General features: G+C 45.1%; 15 protein-coding genes, 3 tRNA genes and 1 pseudogene. 9 read left to right on the top strand and 10 right to left on the bottom strand.

What is annotated here, in order from left to right; all coding sequences use genetic code 11:
- Positions 1–22: 22 nt before the first annotated feature.
- Complete coding sequence (rrtA, locus tag AC5YBZ_RS09530; protein ID WP_475514075.1) at positions 23–607, bottom strand: rhombosortase; 585 nt, start codon at positions 605–607, stop codon at positions 23–25.
- Complete coding sequence (gene queC, locus AC5YBZ_RS09525; RefSeq protein ID WP_475514074.1) at positions 601–1284, bottom strand: 7-cyano-7-deazaguanine synthase QueC; 684 nt, start codon at positions 1282–1284, stop codon at positions 601–603. The genes rrtA and queC overlap by 7 nt, the downstream gene beginning before the upstream one ends.
- A 186-nt stretch (positions 1285–1470) precedes the next feature.
- Here queC and queE point away from each other — a divergent pair, with 186 nt between their 5' ends.
- A complete protein-coding gene (gene queE, locus AC5YBZ_RS09520; protein ID WP_494519020.1) occupies positions 1471–2139 on the top strand; it encodes a 7-carboxy-7-deazaguanine synthase QueE in 669 nt (222 codons plus the stop codon).
- On the opposite strand, the gene AC5YBZ_RS09515 is transcribed toward queE, so the two are convergent.
- The 4 genes from AC5YBZ_RS09515 to AC5YBZ_RS09500 form a co-directional block, all read right to left on the bottom strand.
- Positions 2136–3197 (bottom strand): PLP-dependent cysteine synthase family protein, encoded by a 1062-nt coding sequence (locus AC5YBZ_RS09515; RefSeq protein WP_494523579.1) that lies wholly within the window; start codon positions 3195–3197, stop codon positions 2136–2138. The two genes, queE and AC5YBZ_RS09515, sit on opposite strands and share 4 nt — an antisense overlap.
- Before the next feature lie 488 nt (positions 3198–3685).
- Positions 3686–3770, bottom strand: a tRNA-Tyr gene (locus tag AC5YBZ_RS09510).
- A gap of 93 nt (positions 3771–3863) precedes the next feature.
- Positions 3864–3948 (bottom strand) — tRNA-Tyr (locus AC5YBZ_RS09505).
- A 33-nt stretch (positions 3949–3981) separates the two neighbouring features.
- Positions 3982–4066: transfer RNA gene (locus tag AC5YBZ_RS09500), tRNA-Tyr, on the bottom strand.
- 125 nt (positions 4067–4191) lie between these two features.
- Between AC5YBZ_RS09500 and AC5YBZ_RS09495 the strand changes: the two genes are divergently transcribed.
- From AC5YBZ_RS09495 to AC5YBZ_RS09485, 3 genes are all read left to right on the top strand, one after another.
- Positions 4192–4680: a VC2046/SO_2500 family protein gene (locus tag AC5YBZ_RS09495; protein ID WP_475514071.1), complete on the top strand. Its 489-nt coding sequence runs from the start codon at positions 4192–4194 to the stop codon at positions 4678–4680.
- A 116-nt stretch (positions 4681–4796) separates the two neighbouring features.
- Positions 4797–5084 (top strand): DUF406 family protein, encoded by a 288-nt coding sequence (locus tag AC5YBZ_RS09490; RefSeq protein ID WP_475514070.1) that lies wholly within the window; start codon positions 4797–4799, stop codon positions 5082–5084.
- A 137-nt stretch (positions 5085–5221) separates the two neighbouring features.
- Positions 5222–7414 (top strand): putative bifunctional diguanylate cyclase/phosphodiesterase, encoded by a 2193-nt coding sequence (locus AC5YBZ_RS09485; protein WP_494519022.1) that lies wholly within the window; start codon positions 5222–5224, stop codon positions 7412–7414.
- Positions 7415–7538: 124 nt separating this feature from the next.
- Here AC5YBZ_RS09485 and AC5YBZ_RS09480 read toward each other — a convergent pair whose 3' ends face one another.
- Positions 7539–8066, bottom strand: a complete 528-nt coding sequence (locus AC5YBZ_RS09480) for a YchJ family protein (protein WP_494542852.1) — start codon at positions 8064–8066, stop codon at positions 7539–7541.
- Positions 8056–8622, bottom strand: coding sequence for a YybH family protein (locus AC5YBZ_RS09475; RefSeq protein WP_494519024.1), 567 nt, complete (start codon positions 8620–8622; stop codon positions 8056–8058). The genes AC5YBZ_RS09480 and AC5YBZ_RS09475 overlap by 11 nt, the downstream gene beginning before the upstream one ends.
- 288 nt (positions 8623–8910) lie before the next feature.
- On the opposite strand from AC5YBZ_RS09475, the gene AC5YBZ_RS09470 reads away from it, so the two are divergent.
- The 3 genes from AC5YBZ_RS09470 to AC5YBZ_RS09460 all read left to right on the top strand — a co-directional run bounded on the left by AC5YBZ_RS09470 (position 8911) and on the right by AC5YBZ_RS09460 (position 12604).
- Positions 8911–9498, top strand: a complete 588-nt coding sequence (locus tag AC5YBZ_RS09470) for a Smr/MutS family protein (protein WP_494542851.1) — start codon at positions 8911–8913, stop codon at positions 9496–9498.
- Positions 9499–9680: 182 nt separating this feature from the next.
- Positions 9681–10319, top strand: a complete 639-nt coding sequence (gene psrA, locus AC5YBZ_RS09465; protein ID WP_494519026.1) for a TetR family transcriptional repressor PsrA — start codon at positions 9681–9683, stop codon at positions 10317–10319.
- 8 nt (positions 10320–10327) lie between these two features.
- Positions 10328–12604: an acyl-CoA dehydrogenase gene (locus AC5YBZ_RS09460; RefSeq protein ID WP_494519027.1), complete on the top strand. Its 2277-nt coding sequence runs from the start codon at positions 10328–10330 to the stop codon at positions 12602–12604.
- Positions 12605–12832: 228 nt separating this feature from the next.
- Here the strand turns inward: AC5YBZ_RS09460 and pyk are convergent.
- Together pyk and AC5YBZ_RS09450 are read right to left on the bottom strand one after the other, a co-directional pair.
- Positions 12833–14273 (bottom strand): annotated as a pseudogene (pyk, locus tag AC5YBZ_RS09455) (pyruvate kinase).
- Positions 14274–14455: 182 nt separating this feature from the next.
- Positions 14456–15310, bottom strand: coding sequence for a MurR/RpiR family transcriptional regulator (locus AC5YBZ_RS09450; RefSeq protein ID WP_110457715.1), 855 nt, complete (start codon positions 15308–15310; stop codon positions 14456–14458).
- Between the two features lie 311 nt (positions 15311–15621).
- Here AC5YBZ_RS09450 and zwf point away from each other — a divergent pair, with 311 nt between their 5' ends.
- Positions 15622–17094, top strand: a complete 1473-nt coding sequence (gene zwf / locus AC5YBZ_RS09445) for a glucose-6-phosphate dehydrogenase (protein WP_494519029.1) — start codon at positions 15622–15624, stop codon at positions 17092–17094.
- Positions 17095–17106: 12 nt separating this feature from the next.
- A complete protein-coding gene (gene pgl, locus AC5YBZ_RS09440; RefSeq protein ID WP_494523575.1) occupies positions 17107–17805 on the top strand; it encodes a 6-phosphogluconolactonase in 699 nt (232 codons plus the stop codon).
- Positions 17806–17809 lie beyond the last annotated feature (4 nt).

Genomic DNA, 17809 nt, shown 5'->3' with positions numbered 1-17809 from the left:
GATGACTTATTTATTTGTCAGTTTATTTGGACCAGCGCCGAATAAGCTTATAGCCAATAAACACTAATATGCCCGTGAACACTCCGATTAAATGCGATTCGGTGGCAACGCGGGCATCGATCAGTTGGGTGATCTGCTTACTCGCCCCATAGATTTGTTCGTAAGCGACTTTAGCGCACACACCGACTAACAAGAGATAACCTGAGCGTATACCGCGTTGGATATCTTTTAGGGCACCATAGGTCACTAAGCCATGTAACATACCGCTAAGCCCTACATAACCGAGTAAAGTGGGAAACCCCCAGTAAAGCCCTACCCCCTGTAATAAGCACAACAGGACAAACAGCAGGCTAAAGTTTGCTGCGCGGTAATGCATCTCATGTAAAAACGCCAATACCCATAATCCGCCGAGATTCATCGCCAAATGCCAAGCATTGGTATGCAGCAAGTTGCCTGTCAATAAGCGCCACCATTCACCTTGGGTAATGGCCGCTTTACGATAGGCGAGGCTACTATCGAACGGGGCAAAATAGAGCGCGATACAGACAATGCTTATGAGTAGCACTAGCCCATAGGGTTTCGAACTTGATTTTAATGAACTTAGCATTGGCGGTTAAGCTCAGCCATGACTCTTGTCTTATTGTCTAAATAGTCTTGTAGCCCTTGGCTACGCAATAGACAGGCAGGGCAAGTACCACAACCATCACCTATGATGCCGTTGTAGCAGGTGAGGGTGCTATCGCGAATAAGCGCTAGGCTGTGGTATTTATCGGCCAGCGCCCAAGTTTGTGCCTTATTAAGCCACATTAATGGCGTTTCAATGGTCAAGTTGCGATCCATGCCTTGCTCTAAGGCCGATTGCATCGCCTTAACAAATTGATCTCGGCAGTCAGGATAGCCCGAAAAGTCAGTTTCACACACCCCAGTGATCACTGTATCAGCCCCCAGTTGGTAGGCATAAATCCCCGCCAAAGTGAGGAATAAAATATTTCTGCCCGGCACAAAGGTATTGGGTAATCCATTGGCCATTAGCTCGTTAGATACTTCAATGGCATCACGAGTTAATGCTGAAATTGCCAGCTCATTCAATACCGTTACATCGAGAACTTTATGGCTGATAACGCCAAGCTGCTCACCGAGTTGCTTGGCAACGTCGATCTCTTGTCGATGTCGTTGTCCATAATCAAAGGTGATAGCGTGAACTTCATCGTATTGGTTTAACGCCTGTATTAGACAGGTTGTGGAGTCTTGGCCACCACTGAACACTACAACTGCTTTAGACATGAAGGTTTATCGTTAACAAAATTTGGCGTTAGTTTAACTGACGCTGCAACGCTTGCAAAATGTCTTGTTGAGCGCAAAGCCGTTTGGAAGAGGATTTAAGCCACTTGCGAGATAAATAATCGCGTTATACTTGCCAGTGGGCGCTAAATCTTCTATAAAAGCGGCCCCATAGCGATGAGGTTAACCATGAAGTACCCGGTCAACGAAGTATTTGAAACTATTCAGGGGGAAGGTGTTTATACCGGCGTTCCCGCGATTTTTGTTCGCTTACAAGGCTGCCCAGTAGGCTGCGCCTGGTGTGATACCAAACACACATGGGAGACACTGGCTGAAAACCGCGTCGCCCCTGAGCTAGTCATCCAAGTCGATGGTGAAATTGGCCGCTGGGCAGAGCTAGATGCAGCGCAACTTTTGGTGCAATGGCAACGCAAAGGTTTTACTGCTAAACATGTGGTGATCACGGGCGGTGAGCCTTGTATTTACGATTTACGTCCATTGACACAAGCGTTATCGGAGCAAGGGTATCAATGCCAGATTGAAACCAGTGGTACCTTTGACGTGCAGTGCGATCCACGTAGCTGGGTTACCGTGTCGCCGAAAGTCAATATGAAGGGCGGTTATAAGGTGCTGGAGCAGGCATTACAACGCGCCGATGAGATAAAGCATCCGGTCGCCAAACAGAGCCATATTGATGAACTCGATGAGCTATTGACGAATATCGATACCTTGGGCAAAACCATCTGCTTACAGCCGATAAGTCAAAAGCCAAGGGCAACGCAGTTAGCCATGCAAGTCTGTATCGCGCGTAATTGGCGTTTATCGATACAGACTCATAAGTATCTCAATATCGACTAATCAAGCTTACCGGTTTGATTAAATTGTTCCAGTAGGGTCTGGTAGTGAGTGATATCACCTATGTTCTCACTCACCCACAGCCTATCGTAATAGGTATCTAAGTACCGCTCGCCTGAATCACACAACAAGGTGACGATAGAGCCCTGCTGGCCTTGACTATGCATATCACAAGCCAGTTGCAGTGCGCCAAACAGATTGGTACCCGTCGAGGGCCCGGCTTTTCTGCCAATGAGCTGTTCTAGCCAATAAATCGTAGCGATAGAGGCGGCGTCTGCAACTTTAACCATCTTATCCACCACGCCAGGAATAAATGACGGCTCTGCGCGTGGGCGACCTATACCTTCAATTTTGCTGCCCTGTGTGCAGGTGACACTGGCGTCGCCACTGATAAAATAATCATAAAATACGGAGTGTTCCGGGTCGACCACACACAGTTGTGTTTGTTCTCTTTGGTAACGAATATAGCGGCCGATCGTCGCCGAGGTGCCACCCGTGCCTGGGCTCATGACAATCCAACGAGGAACCGGGTGGGGCTCACATTTCATCTGCTCAAATATGGAATTGGCGATATTATTATTGCCACGCCAATCGGTAGCCCGTTCTGCATAGGTAAATTGATCCATATAATGGCCCGATAACTCATCGGCCAAACGTTGAGATTCGGCGTAGATCTCGCTGGAGTGTTCGACAAAATGACATTGGCCGCCATAGGCTGTGATCTGTTGGATCTTTCTTTTGGCGGTACTCTTAGGCATGACGGCAATAAAGGGTAAGCCGAGTAATCGTGCAAAATAGGCTTCAGAAACCGCAGTACTGCCTGATGACGACTCTATGATGGGCGTATTTTGCTTGATCCAGCCATTACATAAAGCATAGAGAAAGAGCGAACGCGCCAGGCGATGTTTAAGGCTGCCTGTGGGATGAGTACTTTCATCTTTTAAATAGATATCGACCCCTTGAAGCGAGGGAATATCTAAATGAATGAGATGCGTGTCTGCACTACGCTGATAATCGGCTTCAATTTTTGCGATTGCTTGGTTAACCCACGAGCGTTCCATTCGTTCTCCAATATGATTGACCTCTCTAGAAGAGGGATTGAATGCCATTCTTATATAGCTTTTGGTTATAAATTATAACGATGTTTCGTGAGCCGATACAGAGACAAGATTATCCATTTCGATTTATATCGTAACTTAAGCGTAGTGAAAAACTGACAGTTATAAATCACAGGCCGATATTATTCGAGGGTATCACCATCTTAGCGCTTTAATGGCTAGTGATAATTAATGTGTATAGTTTTTATCAGTCAGGTTTTAAGAAGGTGCTTAGTAACTGCTCAATTGCTGTTGAGTGGGATAATACCTGAGCGGCCTAAGATAGCTGGACTATCCAATTACTGATGTTCTTAACATCAATGTTAAAATTAGATTGGAGTTTAATAATCGTGAGGAGTAAATAAAGCTGATTTTAAATTGGATGAGATTGTATATCGCTTAAAACAGGATGGGCAAACATAAACATTATCACAATAGATAAACAGAAAAAGTGGTGGAGGGAGAAGGATTCGAACCTTCGAAGGCTGAGCCGTCAGATTTACAGTCTGATCCCTTTGGCCACTCGGGAACCCCTCCACATATTACCTTTCTGTTACCACAACATAATACAATGAACTTAGTATACGTTGTAAAGCCAACTACAACTAATTTAAGCATCAGAGATAAAGATGGTGGAGGGAGAAGGATTCGAACCTTCGAAGGCTGAGCCGTCAGATTTACAGTCTGATCCCTTTGGCCACTCGGGAACCCCTCCACGAATATCTCTTTATATCATATTGTACGCAAATGGTGGAGGGAGAAGGATTCGAACCTTCGAAGGCTGAGCCGTCAGATTTACAGTCTGATCCCTTTGGCCACTCGGGAACCCCTCCTCAATTGCGGCGGCAATAGTAGTCACAAACTCATCCTCTGTAAACCCCCTAATTAAAATAATTACTAAAGTTAGTGTTTAAGCGGTCGATAAAATACCAACGACTTGTTTTAGTGATGTTTTTTTATGCAAACCAATCGGTTATTAATCAATGAGGTCAATTTAGGCACCCGGCTTAATCATGCTGTTTCAGATGATAGGCGTGGGGAGTTTGCCTTATTACTTGCCATGCTTTCAGATGATGCGCGTGATATGGCTCAGTTTCATCTGCCGCACTCATTGGAAGACACCGATAGCCGCTTACGTCAGCGGTTTGAGTTACCGCGATCACAACCCTTGTTAGTTAATATTACAGAGCAAGCTGTAATCGATAATAGTGCGGTATTTCACCAACAGGGAATGAGTGCTTTTCATCTGCAGCAAAGCCTAACGCCTGAAGCTCTGGTGATCCGCGGGCACGAAAGTATAGCGATGAATGCGGTGTTAAATAATTGCGACCGTGTGACTCAGTCGCGCTATCGTGGTCAACTTAATAACCAAATTGGCATGGATGATATTGTACATTTTGCCGATCAGGTGGTGGCGCAACGTACGATGGCTGACATCATGGTATAAGCCCTATTAGACTGGGTCTGTTTTTCAAATTTAAGTTGAGATTTGACCCGTGTCTCGTATCTAACGCCAGATATCACTATAATGATGGTCTTAGTTTACTTATTAGCGTTGTGAATATGAAAAACATTCAAGAAAGACAATCAGATCTGGTTAATGATACTTGTAATGACTGCGGCAGCTATGCCGATATCGGTGCTGTGATAGATGAGCATGATAGGGTATTAACCATAGCGATTACAGGTGATGACGCCCAGGCGCAAATTGAACGCTTGGTGAATGCAGCCACAGCGCGTTTCGATAATGTAGCAGTGGAAGTGATAGACGATGAGACAGGGAAAACCCTGTCATTGACTTTCGCGTTTAGCGCCGAAAAAATGATTTATCAATTACACAACAACTTATAAATTTGTCTACTGCAGATATAGGTTTAAGTGTTGGTTAGGTTTTAATATTATTACACTTTATTTGCTTGCCCAATTAAAGCTTATTTATATCACAAAGCCTCAGCAGGCTTATCAGGCCTTGTTGGTTTTAGGATGCTATGATAAAACGTAAATACCAATATCTGCTCGAGTCCATTGTCAATTCGTTAGAGAAAGAGCAAGGACTGTTTAACGAAACTGCCTTGCTAGCTGCACAACAGTTAAGCGAGCACTTAGCTATTGATTATGTTGGTGTTTGCCTGTTTTCGCTCGAACGTGATTCAACGTGTCTTGTCGCCCATTACGATAACTTATCCGTTATTGCTCTCCCACGTCCCGCTCCCTCGTTATGTCGCCATTATTTATCAGAGCTTAAGCAACATCGAATTATTGATGCCATTGCTGTGCATAATGATGAGAGGGTGCAAGAGCTTCACGACGGGTATCTGCAACCCAAAGGCATTGCCAGTACCTTAGATGTGGCTATTCGGATTAATGGTCACCTCGAAGGCGTACTGTTTTTAGAGCAGACGAAATCATATACCTGGACTGAAAGTGAACTGCATATTGCCGCCCAAGTCGCTGACCAATTGGCACTCACCTTAGCGACGGCCCGCGCTTATGAAACCGATGAACGCTTAAGCTTGTTTCTCAAGGCGATTGAACACTCAGAGCAGGTCAGTATGGTGGTTAATCTACAAACCGACATCATTGAGTATGTTAACGGTGCGCACTATGCGATGTCAGGGATCCCCAAGAAAAAGGTGATTGGAGCAGATGTTAACCGCCTCGACTTTTTTAAACAGTCACCTTGTGAGGCCAGAATGGCGCTTGCTGAGGTTAAACGAGGCGAAACCGCCAAAGGTGAAGTGCAAATTACCCGCTTAGATGGTACTCGTTATTGGATGCGGTATTCGGTTAAGCCATTTACCACCCAAAGGGGTAATGATTATGCATTGGTGACTGCAGAAGATTGTTCTGAAGCACATCAGCATCAAACAGAACTCGAACGTTTAGCATGGCGCTGCCCACTCACAGGTTTATATAACCGACGTCACTTTAGCCAACAATTAGAGAGTGTCGTTCAAGGCCATCTTATTTTGCTCGATCTTAAAGGCTTTAAACGTTTTAACGATACCTATGGGCATGCGAAAGGGGACCTGTTGCTGATAGAAATTGCCCGGCGGTTAAAGCACTTTGCCAGTGTTAGCAAAACAGATCTGCTAGCACGCGTTGGCAGTGATGAGTTTGCCTTAGTGATTGATACGCTCGACAATCAATACCGAATGGATCTACTCATTAATCGGTTATATCAGCATCTGTGTGTGCCTGTATTGATTAAGCATGAGTTGTTTGATGTTAAACCGGCCTTATCTGTGGTTTGTATCGAAACATTAGAGCAAATGTTTGCCCCGTTAACCTGTGCTGACATTGCGTTGCAGTATGCTAAAAATAAGCAAGGCGATGCCATTCAAGTGTTTAATCATGCTTTACTGAGTGCGTTTAAAGAGACCGCGATAATAGAGCGCGATCTGCAATTGGCGCTCAAAGGGCGAGAGTTTGAATTGTATTATCAACCCCTTAAAGATTTAAAACGCAATCGTTATATTGGTGCTGAAGCTTTGATCCGCTGGAATCATCCCAAGCGAGGCGTGTTATACCCAGGTGCATTTATCGATGTGGCCGAAAAGTCTGGCATGATCAATCTTATTGGTGAGTGGGTGTTAGAGGCCGCTTGCCGTCAATTGAATTTATGGCAGCGAGACAACATTAATATTTCGATGCATGTTAATGTCGCCGCCCAGCAGTTTTTTAACTCAAACCTTTATGATCAAATTTGGCAACTGGTGACCCGTTATCGCATTAAGCCAAATACGCTGATTTTAGAGATCACCGAAACTGAACTAATGGAAGATATTGTCTACGTTACTCATCTGTGCAAAGAGTTGGCTGAGCTGGGTGTTGGATTAGCCATCGATGATTTTGGTACCGGTTATAGCTCGATGCGTTACCTAAAACAGTTCCCCATTTCAAAATTAAAAATTGACCGCTCTTTCATTTCTGACATTGGTGTCAGTCATGAAAGCCGTGAAATTGTCAGTGCAATAGTCGCGATGGCCTATGCGCTTAATATTTCATTGACTGCTGAAGGGGTGGAAACCCTGGAGCAAGAAGACTTCTTATCTGAACTGTGTTGTCATCAGGCCCAAGGGTTTTTATACAGCCCAGCGTTACGAGAAGCCGAGTTTAGTCAATTTTTACGAGCCAGTATTGGTGTGTTAAATGGCATTGACACTATTAAGGCGCATTGACCGCTCGGGCTTAACGAGGAGTTAGTAGTAAATTTTGTCGCTTATAAAAAGTCATTGTGTGGCTGATTGTCGAGCTCTCCAAGCTAAGGCGCCTCTTGCACGAACACAAGCATAGTTTGGATTATCAATTCGCTAGATTTAAGCAGCACTGTTTAAATTTACGCCCGCTATAACAGATACAAGTGTCGTTACGCTTGGGGAGCTGCGGATTAAGCTGCTCACCACTGGTATACCACCATACGCCTTGCTGCCTAATGAACTGCGATACTTCGTGTATGGCATCTAGGTGATTGTCTTCTTGATACCAGGCATGAAATTCAACCAGGCCGTTATCGCCAGTGGTTGCGCTACTCTGAATACTTAAACCCAACCATAGGGTCTGATTATCGCTATTTAATATCGATTGGGTTAAGCCATTTAAGGTATCGGGATGATGAGTAGCGATCAGGTAGTCATGTAGGCGCATGACAAAGGCACTGTAGCGGCTGCGCATCAAGGTTTCTGGAGTCAGTGCTAATGCGCCTTGATGGTAAGTTTGGCAGCACGTTTGGTAGGCTAAGCGCTGTCCTTTTGCATGCTGACCGCACGGACAAAGCAGAGAGGTGTTGTCGTGGTTGAATGCTTGTTCACCTTCAGATGAATTACTTTTCATGGGTCGATTTATTACTGGCTGTGGAAAATTGGCTGCCATAATACAGGTTTGGCTGTGGTTTGGCATCGTAATAGAATGCTGGTTCCCCGCGGTTATTAGTGTCCACCGTTAAGTACCAACGTCCATCGGCTAATTTTTTTGAAACAGTGACAAATTTGCCTGCAAATTCACTCATGGGTTCCTCGCTCTCTTTTGGCGGATAAAAGCGGATAAGATAATAACCAATGTCTGTGGCACTTTGAGATGATATTTGCCTATCGATAACGCGAAAATCGACCTCAATTTGGGCATTTTTATGTTTGATCTTGCCGAAAAATTTTTGATATAGGTTAATGATATTTTCCCGCCCCATGGTGATTGCCTTGCTTTGTTGCTCAGGGATATAACAGGCATCTTCAGCATACAGATCTGCAATGACAGTGGCGTCGAGCTGGGTAAATGCACTGCTAAATTGGCTATAAAACAGGTTTAAGGCCTCATTATCGGTATGTTGTGCAATGGCTGTAGTGCAACATAGCGTGCTGCAGATAAGGACTAAGGATGTCAAAAATTTCATTAAGATATTCATTTTTACTAATACTAGCGTCACTATAATCTAAGGCCTTTTGCTGGGAAAGAGTTAGATATTAACAAAGTGTGTCACGCAGTCCTTGGCTAAAGTTGCTTCACATAATGTTCATCGATGGGGTCAAGGTTGCTTGTCCATGAGTGTTGCGGCATAAATAATCTGTATGCTTGGTGGATATTTTTTCTTGCTACAGTCAAAATAGTGCCGCTAATCGATATGTTTTAATGCTGTAGCGATAGTTATTTTATCGCCATTAATATAAGAGGAAACAACACCATGACTGAAGAAGAGCGCGCGATGTTTCTTGCCTCAATGGCGGATGTGGTTCCTCTTAATGTCGATAAAACAGCAGTCAGCTCACAGATTGCCTTATCGCATTCACAGCAACATAAATACTTCGAAACTAAACGCAGAGAAGCACTTTCTCGTTTAAGTGATGACTTGAGCGTGATTGAGCCTGTTGCGCCCGATGCTGTGATCAGCATGAAAAGCGAAGGAGTACAGCAACAAGTGTTTAAATTATTCCGTCAAGGTCACTATGGCATGCAAGCTGATATTGATCTTAAAGCTCATAATGTTAAGCGTGCCAAAGCCTTGCTGTTCGATTTTATTCAACGTAGTGTGGACTGTGATTATCGCAATGTCATCGTGCTCCATGGTACTGGCGTTAATAACAAACCGTTTCCCGCGTTAATTAAATCTTGCTTAGTTCATTGGTTACCTTCGATTGACGGTGTGATTGGCTATCATAGCGCGCCAAGAGAGTGGGGCGGAACGGGGGCATTAATGGTGATGCTGTCCAAGTCGGATAAGGCTAGAGTCAACACGCGAGAGTTGACCAGAAAAGGGGCGCATCTTCGTTAATTACTTGGGTGGCATTTTGTGTTTAATTTGACTTGTTGCTTTGCTAATACTTGATCCACTTATCGTTAGGCTATTTAACGGCTTGATGCGTTAAGTGTGATAGCGCAATGGAATTTCATTTGACAAAAAGTATACTAGTGTTTAATTTAAACGCATGTTTAAATCAGAGTTAAGGTCACGGGATGGCAAGTCGATCCGACACTAAAACAAGAATACTGGATGCCGCCGAAAAGCTATTTGCTGAGCGTGGTTTTTCAGAAACCTCATTAAGATTGATCACCAGTAAAGCCGAGGTTAATCTTGCCTCGGTTAATTATCATTTTGGTTCAAAAAAAGAGCTGATCAGGGCGGTGCTAGCACGCTACTTAGACCGTTTTATGCCTGAAGCCTCTGATGAATTGGTGCTCATTAAGGCCAGCGGATCACCATCGTTAAATGATATCTTTTCCTCTTTAGTTAAACCGTTACTTGAATTGAACAAGTTTAAAGCGGATGGCACCAGCACTTTTTTACAATTACTTGGCCGGGGTTATATCGAAAGTCAGGGGCATCTACGCTGGTTTATCACGACTCATTACGGTGAGCACCTTAACAAGTTTGTGGAGGCGGTAGCAGAAAGTGCACCACATATTCCCCCCGCAGAGATGTTTTGGCGATTACACTTTACCTTAGGTACCGTAGTCTTCACTATGGCATCCGCCGATGCACTAACTGAAATTGCTCAGGCCGATTTTAACGAGCACTATGATATAGAGGCCGTTATTCGCAAAGTTATTCCATATCTCGCTGCCGGCGTGGCAGTGCCAGTAAGTACCCAATAGGGGGCGTTATGACTCTTTTTATTTTGGCACTATTGCTCATCATAGTGCTGTTTGGTGTTAAAAGTATTCGCATGCAGTTTATCACGCGGCCAGTGTTTGCCTTTTTCAAAAAGGTGCTACCGCCGCTGTCTGATACTGAAAAGGAAGCGATGGAAGCCGGTGATGTATGGTGGGAGGGGGAGCTATTTCGCGGTAAGCCCAATTGGGACACCTTACACAGTTACGGTAAGCCAGCCCTTAGTGAAGAAGAGAAGTCGTTTATTGATAATCAAGTGATGACGGCGCTGACGATGATCGACGATTTTGACATAGTACAAAATCGTAAGGATCTTCCGCCAGAATTGTGGCAATACTTTAAAGATGAAGGATTTTTCGCGCTTATTATTCCTAAAGAATATGGTGGTAAAGCATTTTCCGCTTACGCTAATTCAACTATTGTGAGTAAATTGGCCAGTCGCAGTGTGAGCGCCGCCGTGACCGTTATGGTGCCTAACTCATTAGGCCCTGGTGAATTACTGACCCATTATGGTACCAAAGAGCAGCGTGAACATTGGTTACCTTTGTTAGCCAGTGGTGAAGCGGTGCCTTGTTTTGCCCTGACTGGCCCCGAGGCCGGCTCTGATGCGGGTGCCATTCCTGATGAAGGGATCGTTTGTCGTAAAATCATTGATGGTGAAGAAGTATTGGGGCTAAGTCTCACGTGGGATAAACGTTATATTACCTTAGCGCCAGTCGCGACAGTATTGGGGCTCGCGTTTCAAATGCGTGATCCCGATGGGCTACTAGGCGATAACCCTGATTTTGGGATCACCTGTGCGCTTATTCCGACCGATCATCCAGGTGTTGAAATCGGTCGTCGCCATAATCCTCTGAATATGGCCTTTATGAACGGTACCACTCAGGGCAAAGAGGTGTTTATTCCGCTCGATTGGATTATCGGTGGCCCTCAATACGCTGGGCGCGGTTGGCGCATGCTGGTGGAATGCCTATCGGCAGGCCGAGGGATCTCACTGCCTGCATTGGCGACAGCATCGGGACACCTAGCCACTAAAACCACAACAGCCTATAGCTACGTTAGGCATCAGTTTGGTTTAGCTATTGGGCAATTTGAAGGCGTTCAAGAGGCGATGGCGCGGATCATTGCCAATACTTATCAGCTAGAGGCGGCGCGCCGATTAACCACCACGGGGATCGATCTTAAAGTGAAACCATCGGTGGTTACTGCAATTGCTAAATACCATATGACCGAGATGGGCCGTGATGTGTTTAACGACGCCATGGACATTCAGTCGGGTAAGGGGATCCAGCTGGGACCGAAAAACTATTTAGGTCATGGTTATATAGCAAACCCGATTTCGATCACGGTTGAAGGGGCTAATATTCTCACCCGCAGTTTAATGATCTTTGGCCAAGGCGCGACCCGTTGTCACCCTTATGTGTTAGCCGAAATGGAAGCGGCGGCAATGGACGATGACAGTGCGGCCTTAGCACGTTTTGATAACTTACTGTTAGGCCATATGGGTTATGCCTGTCGTAATGCCTTTAGTTCGTTGTTTAGTGCGCTTAGCGGTAGCCGTTTTAATACCGCGCCAGTCAGTGGCAGTACAGCACAGTATTATAAGCACATGACTCGCATCTCGGCTGCGTTGGCGTTTGTGACCGACCTTTCAATGTTGATTATGGGTGGTGATTTAAAGCGTAAAGAGATGTTATCAGCACGTTTGGGCGATGTACTCAGTGAGCTTTACTTAGGCTCTGCTACGTTAAAATTGTTTGAAGACAATGGTCGCCAGCAAGATGATTTACCCGCGGTGCACTATGTCATGCAAACTCGCTTGCATAAGGCGGCCAATGCATTGCAAGGGGCGCTGCGTAATTTCCCTAATCGCCCCGTCGCTTGGTTAATGCGCTTGCTGGTTTTTCCACTGGGGAATCATTTCAACGGCCCTGATGATAAGTTAGCGATTAATGTGTGCCAAGGCATGCTTAAACCTGGACCGGCTAGAGACAGGCTGACCTTCTTGTGTCCTAACTTTGATGGCGATGCAGGCGGTATGGCAGAAGTCGAGCAGGCATTTATGGCGCTGCATGCCTGCGGTGGATTGGTGAAAAAAATCAAACGCGCGCAAAAAGAGGGCAAGCTTGCCAAAAAGCTCGCGCCTGCGCTGCTTTATCAACAGGCCCTAGACGCTAGCATCATTAGCGATAACGAGTTTAAGCAATTGATTGAGGCCGACACGCTGCGCCAAGCGGCTATTGCGGTGGATGATTTCGAGCGTTTATAACTAAACCTTTATCAGATTAATCAATTATCCACACTGAATCGGCTAGATAAGGCTATAAGGATTCTTTGTGAGTGAGTTAAGTATGCCATAACCTGTAAGCTTAGTTTGAAATGATTGATTTAACTTGCAGGCAACATACAACAGATTGAAAAAAAGGTACGCAATGCGTACCTTTTTTATATCTAGTTGTTTTAGCTTGATGACTCTATCTCGATAAGAGTGTCATCATTACGCCACGATAAGTACTTTACAGGTATTGGTGCCACCAATGGTTTCCATCGCATCACCTTTGGTCATCAATACCATATCGCCACTGTTGAGGTAACCCGCTGCTTGTAGTGCCTCTAACGCTTTCTTGGCCAGTTCATCGGCAGCATGCGCGGTAGAGTCAAAGTAAAAAGGTTGTACCCCGCGATACAATGCCATTTTGGCCAGTGTCACATCGTGACGTGATAAGGCAAAAATAGGCAGTGCAGAACTAATGCGTGACATCAGTTGTGGTGTAGCTCCCGATTCAGTTAAAGCGACAATAGCTTTAACGCCCTCTAGATGATTGGCCGCATACATTGTTGACAGCGCGATGGTCTCTTCTACTGACGTAAAGCGCTCATCTAAACGATGTTTCGATACTTGTACGCTTGGGTGAGCTTCAGCGCCAAGACAAACATTGGCCATGGCCAATACCGTTTCTTCAGGGAAGTCACCTGCCGCCGTTTCGGCTGAAAGCATCACGGCATCAGTGCCGTCAAGCACGGCGTTAGCCACATCCATTACTTCGGCGCGAGTAGGCATTGGGCTGGTTATCATCGACTCCATCATCTGAGTCGCGGTGATCACGCTCTTATTGAGCTGACGAGAGCGGCTAATGAGTTTCTTTTGTACGGCAACCAGCGCCGCATCACCAATTTCAACCCCTAAGTCACCACGAGCAACCATTACGGCATCAGATGCTAAAATCACATCGTCCATCGCTTCGTCGGTCGCAACCGCTTCAGCGCGTTCAACTTTAGAGACGATTAATGCATTGCTCCCCGCCTTACGCGCCAATTCGCGGGCATAATTTAAGTCAGCGCCGCAGCGTGGGAATGATACTGCAAGGTAATCAACCTTAATCGCTGCTGCGGTAATAATATCTCGTTTATCTTTTTCTGTTAACGCAGCTGCAGAAAGCCCGCCGCCTTTTTTGTTGATGCCTTTATTGTTAGACAAGGGGCCCAGCAACTGTCACAGTGGTGTGCACCTTGTTGCCGTCAACTTTTTCAACTCTAAGTTGTACTCGGCCATCGTCGAGCATCAAGATATCGCCAATGGTGACATCGTTTGGAAGCTCTTTATAGTCAATGCCGACTTGATGCTCGTCACCTTCACCTTTGGCTAAATCAGCATCTAGGATAAAAGGTTTGCCAAGGTCAAGTTGTACCTTCTTGTTATCTTTAAAGGTGGATACACGGATTTTGGGCCCCTGTAAATCACCTAATATAGCCACATGAACACCCAGTTCTTTGGCAATATTGCGCACATCGGTAGCGCGTTTAAGGTGATCTTCGGGTGAGCCGTGGGAGAAGTTGAGGCGGACAACGTTGGCACCAGCTTTGATAATACGACGTAAGTTGTCATCGCGATCGGTTGCGGGACCGAGTGTCGTTACAATTTTGGTTCTGCGGAACATGAGATACTCCGTTAAAGTTAAAAAATCTTACCCTATATTAACAGACAAACTTCAGTTTTGTAGGAAAATTACAAACAAAATGATCTACCTCAAGTTATTAATTTTGTGAGCCGTAGCGGCAAAAAGGTAAAAAAAAGGCGATTTGGATAAACCAACTCGCCTTTAATGCTGCTCAAGCGTACTTAGAGTATAGGATCTTTCTCTATACGTGACTCTTTAAGTACCTCTTTAACTCGTTTTAAACTCTCTCTAAAGCGGGGGCCGCGGCGCAAGGTAAAGCCTGTGGCTAACACATCTATAATGACTAACTGGGCTAAGCGAGAGGCCATGGGCAAGTACATGTCTGTGTCTTCTGGTACTTCCATTGTCACCGGTAAGGTACATTCGCTTGAGAGGGGGGAGTTACGCGAGGTGATCGCAATCACTGCCGCACCATTTTCACGCGCTAAACGGGCAATGTCGATTAAGGATTTAGTGCGTCCGGTGTGTGAAATAAGCACAACCACGTCACCTTCGGTACTATTAATACAGCTCATGCGTTGCATTAACACATCATCAAAACTGATTACGGGCACATTGAAACGAAAGAACTTATTTTGTGCATCATGAGCTACAGAAGCAGATGCCCCTAGACCAAAAAATGAGATCTTCTTTGCCTGAGTGAGAATATCCACGGCTTTATTGATGGCGGCGGTATCCATACTCTGCCTCGCCGTATCGAGCGCTGCCATTGATGATTCAAAAATCTTGGTGGTGTAAGAGTCTGGGCTATCGTCCTCTTCTACGTGGCGGCTAACATAAGGTGTACCATTAGCTAAACTTTGAGCTAGGTGCAGTTTAAAATCTGGAAATCCCTTGGTGTCTAAGCGTCTACAGAATCGGTTAACCGTTGGCTCACTCACGTCGGCCATTTTTGCCAATGTCGCAATGCTGGAGTGGATAGCGGTTTGTGGTGAGGCTAAAATGACCTCAGCGACTTTACGTTCCGATTTACTGAAATGAGTTAGGCTTTTCTGAACCTTTTCTAGGGTATTCATATGCGTACATCCACTCGATAGTAATGTAATTATATTTATTCTTTTATGTCATTCATAGAAACAAACAAAAAGTGCTAAAGTCTGGCTTTATATATCGAACTATAATCTGACTACACAGCAAACTTGCTACTATATAGAGACAGTTAATCGAGAAAAGCATATCAGATTTTGTCGTCTTGTTACTAGTTTACTGATAGGTCATTTTTTGTAAAATTTAGATGCATTTAACGAATTCTGTTGTTATATTACAACAAATATGTGAATTACTCATCGATGCGATGGGCCATTGTGGTATAGGAGACTTTTAAGCTATGGGCATGACATCAGCAGAAGCCAAAGCTTGTGATTTTGTATTGTTTGGAACCAAAGGCGATTTAGCACGGCGTAAGTTATTGCCCTCTTTATACCAGCTCGATAAGGCCGGTCTACTTAATAAAGAGACAAAAATACTTGGGGTGGCCAAAGATGAGTTTACCCAAGATGAATACCAAGACTTAGTGCACACTGCGTTAACGAGTTTTGTTAAAGAAGCATTGTGCGAACAAACCTTGGCGCGCTTCCTTAAACGCTGCATTTACATCGCTACCAATTTTACTGAGCCAGAAGGTTACGCGGCTTTTCATGATGTATTAGAGCCAGAAAAGCGCGTCATGGTTAATTATTTTGCCACTCCTCCTGCTATTTTTGGCGACATCTGTCGTTGCCTGCACCAACAAAACCTGATTTTTCCAGATACCCGAGTAGTTCTGGAAAAGCCGATTGGTTCGGATCTCGAATCATCCAAGGTGATCAACGATCAGGTCAGTGCTTATTTCAATGAAAATCAAGTGTATCGCATCGACCATTACCTAGGTAAAGAGACTGTACAAAACCTGATCGCCCTGCGATTTGCTAACTCGTTATTTGCTTCTAAATGGGATAATCGCACCATAGATCATGTGCAAATCACGGTTGCGGAAGAGGTGGGGATTGAAGGTCGTTGGGGCTATTTCGATAAAGCTGGCCAAATGCGCGATATGATCCAAAACCATTTGTTACAGGTATTGACCTTGGTGGCGATGGACCCTCCTGTAAACTTAGATGCCGACAGTATCCGTGATGAAAAAGTGAAGGTGCTTAAGTCGTTAAGAAAAATAGATGCCGACAACATTTATGAAAATACCGTCCGCGGTCAATATTCGGCCGGATTTTTAAAAGGTACACCCGTGCCAGGGTATTTAGAAGAAGAGGGCGCTAATACGCAGTCTAAAGCTGAAACCTTTGTGGCGCTCAGAGTCGATATCGATAATTGGCGTTGGGCTGGCGTACCATTTTATCTGCGCAGTGGTAAGCGTATGCCCACTAAGAGTTCTGAGATTGTTGTTTATTTCAAGAATCCACCTCATAACCTCTATCGTTCCAGCTATCGTAATCTACCAGCCAATAAATTAACTATTCGCTTACAGCCCCATGAAGGGGTCGAAATTCAGATGATGAATAAAGTGCCTGGTCTTGAGCAGAAACAGCGATTGCAAACCACCAAGCTGGATTTAAGCTTTTCAGATACCTTTAAAAACGATCGCATTGCCGATGCCTATGAACGTTTATTACTCGAGGCTATGCTGGGTAATCAGGCGCTATTTGTGCGCCGCGATGAAGTGGAACAAGCGTGGAAGTGGGTTGATGGCATTATTCAAGCGTGGGAAGAGAGTAATGAAAGACCTAAGCCCTATCCAGCAGGAAGTTGGGGCCCTGTAGCGTCAGTGGCGTTAATCGCCAAAGACGGTCGTTCGTGGGACGAATAGCAAGGAGTTGTCATGATTAAAGAATCAGTGTTTAAGTCGTTTGATAATAAAGCCGCGCTGGAACATCAGCTTGCCGAACGTATAGCCAATCAATTACAAGCGGCTATTGATGCCCGTGGTAAGGCAAGCCTCGTGGTTTCTGGTGGTTCGACACCCATAGCATTATTTGAGTTATTGAGCCATAAGGCTATTGAATGGGGTGATGTTTACATCACCTTGGCCGATGAGCGTTGGGTCGATACTGAATCAGATGACTCTAATGAACAGCTAGTTAGGCTGCATCTGTTACAGCACCGCGCAGCAGCGGCTAAATTTCGTGGACTAAAAAATATGTTCGCGACCCCAGAAGCCGGCGTTGATATGACGATTGAGCATTTAGCTAATTTCCCCAAGCCGTTTGATGTGGTGGTGTTAGGCATGGGTAACGATGGCCATACTTGTTCCTGGTTTCCTTGCGCCGCTGAAATCGAACAGGCACTGACCACTCAAGCCCTCTGTTTAGCGGTCAATCCAAGTACTGCGCCTCATGGACGCATGACCTTGTCTAAAAAAGCGGTGTTAGCTAGCCGTCAAATTTATTTACACATTGTCGGTGAACAAAAGTTAGCAGTTTACCGTCAAGCGCTCGAAAATGAAGACGAAAAAGCGATGCCTATCCGCGCCGTATTAGGCCAGCATAGCACGCCAGTCGATGTTTATTGGAGCGCCTAAGGAG

The sequence above is a fragment of the Shewanella sp. 553 genome, assembly GCF_059338375.1.
Note: the sequence above shows the minus strand (reverse complement) of the source record. Positions and strands in the feature narration are given on the sequence as shown.